An 11,156-nucleotide genomic window follows, 5' to 3' on the forward strand; every position below is an offset into this window, starting at 1 on the left:
TTAATCCGCCGTATCGAATGGACCATTGACCGTCCGGTGTCGCGCACGCCGTAGCTGGCCGTGCGCCACGATCCACTGGGGCCGCGCCTTATCGAAACGCGCGCCGACCCGCACATCGCCGTCGACCGGTGCCCTTTTATTTCCGAAGGGCCCGTCTGATCCAGCGTGTTTTCCAACTCGGAAATAATGTGCGCACCGTCTCGGTAAATGGGTGGGTGATCACCTCCGGCCGGGCTTTATTCCAGTTGATCCGCTCTTGTTCGAGCTCTGTCAGACGATCGTGCGCCGCCGCGGCTCCGCGGTCGTCTCGCGTGAGCACCACAAGACTGCCCCGAAGCCAAGGAAAAGTCGAAAGAGATTGCAGCGCAAGCGAATCGAAGAGGCGCGGGTACCAGCCCACCGACGCGAACAAATCAAGCCACAGCGACAGCGGCCGCACATGTGTATTGTGCGCTCTGCGCTCCGGCGGCGGGGTGCCGCAGAATACTATGCGCTGATCTGCATGCCGCACGACGTTGTCGACGAGTACTCGCTCCGATTGCGCGAGAGGGTGATTGGCCGCCGCTACGCAGACAACAAGGTCGAAGGTCTCGGCCGACTCCACAAGCTCGCCCAGACCTCCGCTGGTGTAGTCGCCGCGTCGGAGGTGACCCGATCTCCCCTCGACGGGGTCGACGACCATGGTGCGCTCGGCCCCCAGGGAAGCGAAATATTTCAGGTACGGCGCGGATTCACTGCCGATGCCGAGGACAGCTACGGGTCGATGACGGTCTGCCAGATGCCGGAAAGGCGGGAGGTCGATGTATCGTTCTCTCCGGCGGTGGCGACCGCTCGTGGATGGCCATAGAAAGTCTCGCCATATCGTTCGTTTACGATTGGCATCGTGCAGGAGCGCGATAGCTTTCTCATGGCCCGACAGAGCCGCGTCCGGGTTGAAGATCTTGTCGACAGATTTTAGAACTTTTTGTAGCGCGGTAGAATCAGTTTTCGGCCGCAGTGCTAGTGTCGCATAGGCTGGCAGAACAGGGTCACAGACCACGTCCTGCGGCCACCGGGATTGGGTCGGAGACGATTGCCCATATTTGAGCGCTTCGAGCGTCAAGTCCTCAGGTGTGAGGCCTGTTCCGCGAGTGATGCGTTCGTAGAGCCCTTTCCACTGAAACGCGTAGCCGCCGTCGGGGGCATATCGATTTCGCTCCATGTTGGCAATCCACCCGACCAAGACCTTGCCTGTGATCTGATCGACACTTCGGACCGGGAAGTGCGCTAGTGCGACGTTCCGCAAACTCAGACGGCGCAGCGAACGGCCGGCGAACTTAACGTCATGGTTACCCTGCTGGATCTTCAGTTTCATGTCAATTTTCGGCTTGGTGGCGATGATCGTCTTCCACCAAGTTTCCTCAACCGCCCTTCGGTGCGTGATACTTCGTAAAGGGTCTGTCGTATCGGCTGCCGCGCCGGTCGGCGCGGGGATGTAGGTACGCCAGCGGTACTGCGCCTGTGTACCAGGACGCATTGTGCGCAGTTGAAGGTATAAAGTCTCACGCGATGGTGCCACGATAAATTCGTCGGCATCTAACAAGAACACAAAACGCGGCTTGAACTTGGGGACAACCTTGCGATAGACCACGGTGACTATTTCTGCCTGGAAGTGAGCCACCACCGGATCGTCGAACAGAATTAACGGCAATCCCTCTTGCTGTAGCATGACGATAATTTCGCGTGTAGCGTCGGCCGAGTCATTATCGATCATGACCATGGCATCCATGAATTGTAGGTTATGTCGGACGAATGCCTCAATAACGTCGACCTCGTTTTTTACCATCGATATTCCGAGCGCTTCAATCATTTGTCCAGCCTGCTCCGGCGATTGGTCAAGGTCACGTGAAGTATCTTAGAGCCTTACCCTGGCTATGATCGCGGAGTGCCGGCCACCAGCGTGGTTGGCCTTGCTGGCCCGCGTGTAGCAGTAGTCAGTCGAAGCACGACCGTTCACCAGAGCGGCGTCTGCCCACGGATAAGCTGCCAGGCTCTCATAGGATCCGCGTCGCCTATGTTGCGCGAAGGTCACCGTAGTGGGTAGCGTTCCTCGCATGTGGGTGGCGGTTTTGGTGGTCGCGCTACTGACCTGGACGGACCCGGTGCGTGTCGCCATCGCCGTGCTTTTAGTTTCGCGGCCACGGCCACTGCTGAACCTGGTCGTGTACTGGCTCGGCGGCATTGTAGCCGGCCTGACCTCCGGCGCTGTTGCGCTGCTGTTATTCGGTGACCTCGTGCCGGTGGCTTTGCATGGCCTCGCATCGACAGTTGGGAATTTCACGGGCGGGTATGTTCGCATCGCCATGGGTGTGCTGGCGCTGCTGTTCGCCGCGATGGCCTCCGCGCGCTTCTCATGGCGACAGCGTGTGGGGGTCATGTGGCGTCAGCGTGCGGGGGTGCCGATAGGCTTTGCCCCCCCGGCAATCTTGGCACTGCAGCCGAGCAAGCCGAGCGCATTCTCGCGGCTGTCAGGCGGCGCGCACCGTTTGTTGGAAACTGATCATCTCGCCTTGGCGTTTGTGGCCGGTATCGGAACGGCCATTCCCCCCATCGAATTTCTGGTGGCTCTCAACGCCATACTGGCCTCGGGAGCCACATTCGGAACGCAGCTCGGCGCAATCACCATGTACACCCTCGTCGTGCTGGTAATGGTCGAGATTCCACTCGTCAGTTACTTTGTGGCACCGGAGAAAACCCAAGTGGGCGTACTGCAGTTGCAAAGCTGGATGCGCACTCACTGTCGACGGCTTCTCACTATCACGGCCGCGGTGGCGGGAGTTTTACTGGTGAGCACAGGGATGGCCGGGGTCTGAGCCGAAGACTGATTCACCTGAGCGGTGCGAGCTGCCCCAACACGGTGCCCACCAACCGGAATCTTCAATTGGCGGGTGGCCTGGTCCACGTTCGACGGTTTTCTCTCGCCGTGGGGCTTCGCGGAGGCTGTCGCCGGGTGCTACGTTTAACTTGTGTCCTTGCTCATTACAGTTCCGACATTCGGAAAACACGAATACACCCATGCTCTCGTCGGGGACTTGGAGCGTGAGGGTGCCGAGTATCTGATTGTCGACAACCGCGGTGACTATCGCAAAATCAGCAACGAACGGGTCCTCAAGCCGGGCGCAAACCTCGGCTGGGGTGGAGGTAGCGATCGTGGGTTCCGGATAGCGTTCGCGGAAGGCTACTCCCATGCAATGACGCTCAATAATGATACCCGCATCTCGAAGGGATTCGTCGCCGCGTTGCTCGACCCGCGTCTACCCGCTAATGCGGGGATAGTCGGGCCAATGCTTGACCAAGGGTTCCCCTGCGCGGTAGCTGACCAGAAGCTGGACGCCGCAAGCTACACTCCCCGACCACAATACCGGGCAGTCCCTCTCGTAGAGGGGGCGGCGCTCATGATTTCCCGCGAATGCTGGATGACCATTGGGGGAATGGATCTGCGTACTTTTGGGCGCTACGGATGGGGGATCGACTTCGATCTCGCCTTGCGTGCCGTGGACGCGGGGTTCGGCCTGTACACCACCGAAATGGCCTATATCAACCACTTCGGGCGGGGGACCGCCAATGTCCACTTCGGACATTGGCGCTATGAATCGGGCGCCATGTTTGCCATGGAACGGGGAATGCGAAAAGTCTATGGGCGTGCGTGGCGCAAACGATTCCCGCCGGGATCGTTGTCAAAACAGCGCTGGCCAAAAAAGACCGCCAGCGTGACGTATACGACTTACTTGTTGGACCCCCATTGACTCGCCCGTCTTGCAGTCCTCGCCGTGAGCCATCGCGGATCACCGCAAGCGCAAAATGGAACGTCATCACCGATTGAGCGAGTAGCCTGGCAGACGGCAGTCAATCAAGCTACGATGCCGACCTGTTCGCTCTCAAATCCGGCCTGCGGCTTAGCAAGCCTAACCGATCAAATTGTCGGGGGCCTCTCACTATCTGGAGCTGGTGTACGTACTGCTTGAACGAGTCCGCCAAATCCAGCCCGTGCGAGTGGTGTACGGTCAGCGCGGGCTCCCGCACGACACCGTATCCGTTTTCGAGCATCAATTTCGCCAGTGCCGTATCTTCGCCGCCTGCCTGGTAGCGTTCGTCGAAGCCGCCAAGTTCCTGCCAGGCTGATTTGGCGATCATCGCACCAGTCGCACCCAAAACTCCCAGCCCAGCCTTTTCTACGCGACCGGCGGGCCTCCCAAGAAAAAGGTTGGGCTTAGTCGCCGCCCCCCATCGTTCGAAGTAGGAAGCGCCATCATTAGGGAAACACGTACCGAAGGCGCCCGCTGTACTTTTATTTATGGTGAAATGGCGGGCACCTGCGTGAAGGCTATGCGTGCTTGACAAGCGTACATGCGCGACGGTCACGAAGACCAGATCGTTACTGGCGGCTGCCATACCCAAATTTAGCGATCGTGGATAAGTGAACTTACTTTGATCCAGTGTTACGACTTCTGCACCATAGTCTTTTGCTATCGCTGGGCTTCTGTCGCTTGATCCATTATCAACGACTACCACTTCGATTGCACCGCTATACACCTGTTTGTCGATGTCTTCGAATAGCTTCTCCAGCGCGCTGGCTTCGTTGAATACTCGAACCACCACAGTAATATTTGAATCGGTAGCTGGATCATCCACTAAAGTTTCACCAATGCGGTTTTGCAGCAGTTTGGCCGTCAGTGAGCTACCGAATGGAACTAACTCCAGCAGCTCGGGATGTAAGAGATATGCATCATTTCCCACAGCGATAGCATACGATGAAGTGGTCATTTATGCAACGCGTATCGCCGGGCAGTTTAGCGACCGGGCCGAAACATGATGTTAGTGCCTTTCTAGAGGCAATAGTTTGTCTCGTACCGCATCCTCCAAAAGCGTGGCTGCGGCGGACGCCCCGGCGGCGGGCTTGGTCGTCCGGGTCGCGACGTCGCGGGCCCGGGCGACGTAGCCCGGCGCGAGGATTTCACGCAGTTCCCTTACCAGCGATTTCTGGGTGATGCCTGAAAGGCGACGGGCGGAACCCACTTTCAGCCGTGTGACCACGGCCGCCCAGAGCGGCTGATCGGCGACTTCCCAGAGCACCAACGCCGGAATCCCGGCTCGCAGGACCGCGGCGGTGGTGCCGGCGCCGCCGTGATGCACGACGGCGCGGCAGGCCGGGAAGATGGTCGTGTAGTTCACCGGACCCACAACCTTGACGTGGTCGAAGCTGGGCAGCTGCCCGGTGTCGTCGACGCCGGAATAGACCAGCGCCCGCTCGCCCAGCTCAGCGCAGGCTGCCGCGATCATTTCCAGTGTCTGCGAACGGGATTTGACCGGTGTGCTGCCGAAGCTGAAGTAGATCGGCGGCGTCCCCGCGGCAATCCAGGATGCGACCTCGTCGTCGGCGTCGCTGGCCAGGTCCAGCGTCAGCGCGCCGACGAAAGGGCGGCGGCCGTTCCATTCCGCCGCAAGCCCGGGGAAACACACCTCGTCGTACGCCTGAATCTCCAACGATCCGTTCTCTGCGATCCGTTGTGTCGCAGAGCTTTTAGCCTTCGGCAGCCCCAGCTCGCGACGCTGCGCCTGCTCGACCTCCCTGCTGATCTGCCAGTACAGCCACCAAGCCGTCCTCATCGTGGAGCGGATCAACGGCGGCGGCACCGGAACCGAGGGCAGGCCGAGCCGGCCGTTGACCTGCATCGGGAAATGATGCAGTGCGGCCACCGGAATGCCGTAGTACTCCGCGACATTGGCGGCGACCCCGTGATACGCCACACCGGTCAACACCAGGTCGGCGGAGTCCGCCAGTGCGGTGAGGGTCCTGCTCATCTCCGCCCACCCTTCGACGAAGAGCCCCTTGGCTGTGCGCGCCACGCTGATAGGATTCTGCATCTTGACGACGCCGCGGACGTAGTCGGCGACGGCGTTGATGTGTTCCTCGGAGTCCCGCCCGTAGGGCACCGCGGCCAGCCCGGCCGACTCGACAAAGCCGACCAGGTTGGGCGGAACCGCCATGCACACGTCATGGCCCCGTCGCCACAGCTCCAGACCGACAGCGGCGCAGGGTTCGACATCACCGCGGGTTCCATGAACTGCCACAACGAATTTCATCGACACGACCTCAGTCGTTGCCGTCCGCATAGGCGAGATCCGCCGTCGTGCCCTGCGGTTGCGCGCCCGTAGTCGCGTGCTCTGCCGGCGCGGTGTCCGGTCCGTCGGTCGGGGGATCGTCCGGCACGGCGTTCGTGCGTCGCAACGCGTGCCGGACCGTCGCGGCGCGGCCCGCGACGAGGTTGACCAGCCGGCCCCGGGTGGCTTTCAGCCCCGCGTCCCGCCGCAGCGCGTACTGCCGCGGCAGCCACCGGTGGGGCCACCAGTTGGCGCGGCCGATGATGATCGCCATCGCCGGCACCGTGATGGTGCGCACCACGAACGTGTCCAGCAGAATCCCGACGCCGATGACGAAACCGGCCTGCAGCAAGCTGCTCACACTGGCGAACAGCAGGCCGAACATCGAGGCGGCGAAGATCAAACCGGCCGACGTGATCACACCCCCGGTCGAGCCGACCGTGCGGATCACACCCAACCGCAGGCCGTGCGGCGACTCGTCGCGGATCCGGGTGATCAGCAGCAGGTTGTAGTCGGCTCCCATCGCCACCAACAGGATGAACGTCAATCCGGGGATGCTCCAATGCAATTCCTGGTGCAGCAAGAATTGAAACAAGACGACGCCGATGCCCAACGCCGACAGGTAGGAGATCACCACCGAACCGATCAGATACAGCGGCGCCACGATCGCGCGCAGCAGCACGACCAGGATCATCAGCACCGTGACGATGGTCGCCAGGACGAAGAACCGCATGTCGGCGTTGTAGAAGTCACGCGTGTCCCGCAGCCCCACCGAGACTCCCGCCATCGATATCGTGGCGTCCTCCAGCGCCGTGTTGGGTTGGGCCCCGCGAGCGGCCCCGATAATCGCGTTCACCTGGTCCATCGCCGCCGTGCCGAAGGGATCCAGCTTGGTCTGGACGATGTAGCGTGCCGCATGCCCATCCGGCGAGATGAAAATGCCGGCGGCCTTCTTGAAATCCCCCTCGTTCAAAAACTTCGGCGGAATGTAGAACCCCGCCATCGACGGCTGCCCCGCATCGGCCTTCATGGCCAGCAGGAACGCCGAGGCTTCGCCGAGACCGCCGCCCAGCTTTTTCGTCTGGTCGACCAGCAGTTGCACGCCGTCGGCCAGCCGCCGGCTGCCGTCGGCGAGGGCGTTGGCCCCTTTTTGCAGGTTGGCCAGGCGGTCGGTGATGCCGCCCGCCTGGCCGAGCCCCAACGACCGCAGCGCGCTGGTGGCCGTGGCAAGCCCGCGGCTCAGCGACTGCACCGTCGCTTCGAGGGTCTGCCCGCCCTGTGTCGCCTGCATCTGCCGCCCCAGATCGGCGATCTTGTCGAAAGCGCCGCTCCGTTGCGCGGTGACCAGACGCTGCAACTGGCCGCGCGCGTTCACGCAGGACGCGTCGAAATTGCAGATCGGGCTGGCGTCCAGCGCCGTAAGTACCGGGCCGGCCCAGTCGAAGCTCCGAGACATGTTGGCCAGGTCCACCCCGAACGCGTCGCCGAACGCGTGCATCCCGTTGAGCAGCTTGGAGGCGTTGTCCAGTTGGCTGAGCATCTTGCCGCCGCCGAGCTGGTTCTGCACGGCGGTGAGCGCGCCGACCAAGCCTTGAATCGGGCCCAGGGCCACAATGACTTGGCTTCTCACTTGGCCGAGGCTGTCGGCCAGTGTGTTGGCACCGCCGGTCAGCGCGCTCAGGTCGTTGGAGTGGTTGGCGATCTGCTTGGACGCCTCGTTCAGCTTGCCGCCCACTTCGCCGGCCTGATACGACGTCTTGGCCTGTTCCAGCGGCTCGCCGGTGGGCCGGGTGATACCCCTGATGATGGCGACGTCGGGCACCTGGCTGACCCGCCGCGCCATCTGCTCGAGGTCGGCAAGGGCCTGCGGCGTGCGCAGGTCGTGCGGCGACTGGACTAACAGGAACTGCGCGGTGACCGTGTCCGGCGGGAAGTGGCGCTCCATCGCCGCAGCCCCGACGGTGCTCTCCAGATTACCCGGCAACGTCTTGCGGTCGTCGTAGTTGAAATGGGCCAGGCTCACGCAGGCAGCCAGCGCAATCAGGACGGCCAGGCTGCCGGCCAGGTGGACCACCGGGCGGCGCACGATGCGTATGCCCGTGCGCCGCCAGAAGCGGTTGGTCAGGCCACGCCGCGGCTTGATCCAGCCACGCCGTCCCGCCAGCACCAGGATGGCGGGAAGCAGCGTCACCGCGGCGGCGAACGACACCGCGATGCAGATCGAAATCGCCGGGCCGACCGTGGTGAACACCGGCAACCGGGCGAAGATCATCGCCATGAAGGTGACCCCCACCGTCGCTGCCGACGCGGCGATCACCTTGCCGATCGACGCCAACGCTCTCGTGACGGCCTGATCCGAATCCGCGCCGCGTCGCACGTAGTCGTGATATCGGCTGATCAGGAAGACGGCGTAGTCGGTTCCGGCGCCGACCATGACCGCCGTCATGAAGACGATCGTCTGGCTGGAAATCGCCAGGCCGAGTTCGGCGAATCCGGCGAGCGCACCCTGCGCGGTCACCAGGGTTGCGCCGATCGTGATCAACGGCAACAGCATGGTGACCGGATTTCGGTACACGATCAGCAAGATGAGGAGCACGATGATCGCGGTCCCCGTCTCGATCAGGTGCAGATCGTGCTCGCTGACCTCGACGATGTCGGTGACCGTGGCCGCGGGGCCGGTCACGTGAGCGGTCAGCGTCGATCCGGCGACAGCCTGCCGGACGGTGTCGGCGACATGCTTATACCCGTAGCGGGCCTCCGGTGAGCCGAGTTGGCCTTTGAGGATGATCGGCAGGTTCCAGGCCTTCTTGTCCTTACTCTCCAAGATCTCCCGCAGCTGCGGCACGCCGACGAAGTCCTGCACCGAATCGATGTCCTGCTTGTCCTGGTGCAGCTTCTCGACCAGGGCTTTGTACGTCTTCACGTCGGCGGGGGAGAGCCCGTTCTCGTCGGTCAGGATGACGAACAACGCGTTGTCCGAGCCCGCGTCGTGAAACGCCTCGCTCATCTGCTTGGTCGCGACCAACACCGGAGCGTCCTCCGGCAGCACCTGCACCTGCTGGCGCGCGGCCACCACCGGCAACGATGGGAGAGCGGTCACCAGAACGGCTGCGAGCGCGATCCAGAAGCCGATGACCAGCAGCGGCCACCGGACCACCACGTCGCCCACTCGTTGGAAAAGGTTTCCAACCGGGGCGGACTCGGGAGCTTCCATGCTCGGCCTAGCTCCTTAAATTGCTCCCTCGACCCCAAAGAATGCGTTGGCGCCGCTGCGTGCCGGCTCCGCCGAGTAGCGGCCCGCCGCAACCCGGCTGAAGACGGACTTCAGCGTGTCCGTGTACCGGGTCACCGATTCCCGGGCGATCGGGTTGTTCGGGAAGGACACCATCAGCGACACCTCGTCGAACAGCCGGATCACCGACATGTACAGGTACGCGGGGCTCCGGGCGTCGTTGTAGGCGGTTGCATTCGACCCGACCAACGCGGAGGCGACGACAGCGGACAGTGGGGGAAGGCCGGCATCCATGTAGTTCATCATGGAGAAGTCCGGTCCGTACCTCTTCAGCCACGGCGCCAACTCCAGAACGCGCTCGTACGGCACATTCGCGAGTTCGATGTTCTCGTCGAAGGAAGCCTGGGTGGCCCGGGCGGTCGCGTCGAACGAGTTCGGGTCGACGGGAATGGTGAACGGCACGATGCCGGTGAACCAGCCCATCGTCATGTACTCCGCCGGCGTCCTGCGCTTGTCGATCGGGGTCAGCCCGTAGTAGATCTCCTGCCCGGTCAACTCGTACTGCGCCAGGGCCGCGCAGGCGAACAAACCGCCGCTGAACCGGGCACCCGCCGCGATGCAGCCGGATTCGAAGCTGGCCGTCTCGTCGGGGTCCATCAGCGGCACCACCATGATGTCGCCGCCCAGCGCTATCGACTGGTCACCCAGCGGCAGCGGGAAGTCCGGCATGCCGCCGCCGTTGTTCTCCGCGAACTCGATCCACCTGCGCACCTCCGGGGAGTCCAGGGTCATCGCCGCCGCGGTCTGCGCCTCCCGGCGGCAGAAGTCGTCGTGGCTGGCCGACGCCGGCAGCGCGACGGGCGGCTTGCCGCCCATCAGGCCGCGGTAATTCGCCAGAATCTCGGCGTACAACGCGGAAACCAGCGCGGGATCGCAGTGCAGATGGTCGACGATCGCGTAGATCGAGAAGTGCTCCGCATACTGGATGATGCCGAACCGGAAACAATCCCACTGCAATGGGTTGGGAGTCGACAGAACCAGGTCACGCCATTCGGGCTGGGTCAACTCGCCATATTCGACCGGAACGAACTGGATATCGCGAGGGTTGTCGATACGGTGCCGCACGATGTTGCGGTCCTCTTTGTAGTCGAACCAGCTGCGGTAGGTTTCGTGGCGGCGAAGATGCGTATTGACGACGTGCGTCATGGTGCGGATATCGCATTTACCGGGAACGTCCCAGGAACCCATCACCAGCCGCGAATAGTCGTCGCCCCGCTTTTTGAACTCGACATAGCCGCGCAGGTGGCCTGCTTGCATCGAGCTGGGCGGCACCGGGCTTGCCGGTGCTTTCCGCGCTTTGTCAACGCTGGCCGGTGTCGGCTGCCACGACACCACCTGGCCTGCGCCGATGTTCCAGTCGCAGACCTTCCCCACATGCAGGCCTATATTTGCCGAACCCCCGCCAATGAACACTTTCCCTCCTCATATTCCAAACCTGCGCGTTTTCGCGGACATGCGATGGGGTCTACTCCGGCGCCAGCTTTTCGTAGAGTAGCCCCGACAACCCCCGTATCGTGGTGATATCCGCTGAGGTGATACGAATCCCCGTTTCGGCCTTGATGTGCGTCCGCAGTTCCAGGTTGCCCAGCGAGTCCAGCCCGTACTCCGACAGCGGGCGATCCGGATCGATGGTGCGGCGCAGGATCAGGCCGACTTGCTCGGAGATCAGGCGGCGCAGCCGGGTGGGCCATTCGTCGAGCGGCAGCTCGTCGAGTTCGTCACG

Annotated in this window: 8 protein-coding genes; 2 read left to right on the top strand and 6 right to left on the bottom strand. The window is 62.6% G+C overall.

Going from position 1 to position 11,156, the window contains the following annotated elements; all coding sequences use genetic code 11:
- Positions 1 to 136: 136 nt before the first annotated feature.
- Positions 137 to 1,849: a glycosyltransferase family 2 protein gene (locus ABDW21_RS14350; protein WP_343710603.1), complete on the bottom strand. Its 1,713-nt coding sequence runs from the start codon at positions 1,847 to 1,849 to the stop codon at positions 137 to 139.
- Between the two features lie 244 nt (positions 1,850 to 2,093).
- Here ABDW21_RS14350 and ABDW21_RS14355 point away from each other — a divergent pair, with 244 nt between their 5' ends.
- Complete coding sequence (locus tag ABDW21_RS14355; protein ID WP_343710604.1) at positions 2,094 to 2,852, top strand: GAP family protein; 759 nt, start codon at positions 2,094 to 2,096, stop codon at positions 2,850 to 2,852.
- Between the two features lie 153 nt (positions 2,853 to 3,005).
- Positions 3,006 to 3,785: a glycosyltransferase family 2 protein gene (locus ABDW21_RS14360; protein ID WP_343710605.1), complete on the top strand. Its 780-nt coding sequence runs from the start codon at positions 3,006 to 3,008 to the stop codon at positions 3,783 to 3,785.
- 109 nt (positions 3,786 to 3,894) lie between these two features.
- On the opposite strand, the gene ABDW21_RS14365 is transcribed toward ABDW21_RS14360, so the two are convergent.
- From ABDW21_RS14365 to ABDW21_RS14385, 5 genes are all read right to left on the bottom strand, one after another.
- Positions 3,895 to 4,803, bottom strand: a complete 909-nt coding sequence (locus tag ABDW21_RS14365; protein ID WP_343710606.1) for a glycosyltransferase family 2 protein — start codon at positions 4,801 to 4,803, stop codon at positions 3,895 to 3,897.
- A gap of 51 nt (positions 4,804 to 4,854) precedes the next feature.
- Positions 4,855 to 6,123 carry a glycosyltransferase gene (locus tag ABDW21_RS14370; RefSeq protein ID WP_343710607.1) on the bottom strand — a complete coding sequence of 423 codons (1,269 nt, stop codon included), beginning with the start codon at positions 6,121 to 6,123 and terminating at the stop codon, positions 4,855 to 4,857.
- A gap of 10 nt (positions 6,124 to 6,133) precedes the next feature.
- Complete coding sequence (locus ABDW21_RS14375) at positions 6,134 to 9,355, bottom strand: RND family transporter (protein WP_343710608.1); 3,222 nt, start codon at positions 9,353 to 9,355, stop codon at positions 6,134 to 6,136.
- A 15-nt stretch (positions 9,356 to 9,370) separates the two neighbouring features.
- Entirely contained in the window at positions 9,371 to 10,846 is a 1,476-nt protein-coding gene (locus ABDW21_RS14380) for a condensation domain-containing protein (RefSeq protein ID WP_343710609.1), read from the bottom strand.
- Positions 10,847 to 10,898: 52 nt separating this feature from the next.
- Positions 10,899 to 11,156, bottom strand: a 258-nt coding sequence (locus ABDW21_RS14385) for an acyl carrier protein (protein WP_343710610.1), incomplete at its 5' end; no start/stop codon positions are given.

Source organism: Mycobacterium sp. (assembly GCF_039583805.1).
Classification (GTDB): Bacteria; Actinomycetota; Actinomycetes; order Mycobacteriales; family Mycobacteriaceae; genus Mycobacterium.

What these genes read in the sequence shown, in the direction of transcription:
- ABDW21_RS14365 (WP_343710606.1), bottom strand. Translation starts at nt 4,803, where the DNA reads ATGACCACTTCATCGTATGCTATCGCTGTGGGAAATGATGCATATCTC.
- ABDW21_RS14370 (WP_343710607.1), bottom strand. Translation starts at nt 6,123, where the DNA reads ATGAAATTCGTTGTGGCAGTTCATGGAACCCGCGGTGATGTCGAACCC.
- ABDW21_RS14355 (WP_343710604.1), top strand. Translation starts at nt 2,094, where the DNA reads ATGTGGGTGGCGGTTTTGGTGGTCGCGCTACTGACCTGGACGGACCCG.
- ABDW21_RS14350 (WP_343710603.1), bottom strand. Translation starts at nt 1,849, where the DNA reads ATGATTGAAGCGCTCGGAATATCGATGGTAAAAAACGAGGTCGACGTT.
- ABDW21_RS14375 (WP_343710608.1), bottom strand. Translation starts at nt 9,355, where the DNA reads ATGGAAGCTCCCGAGTCCGCCCCGGTTGGAAACCTTTTCCAACGAGTG.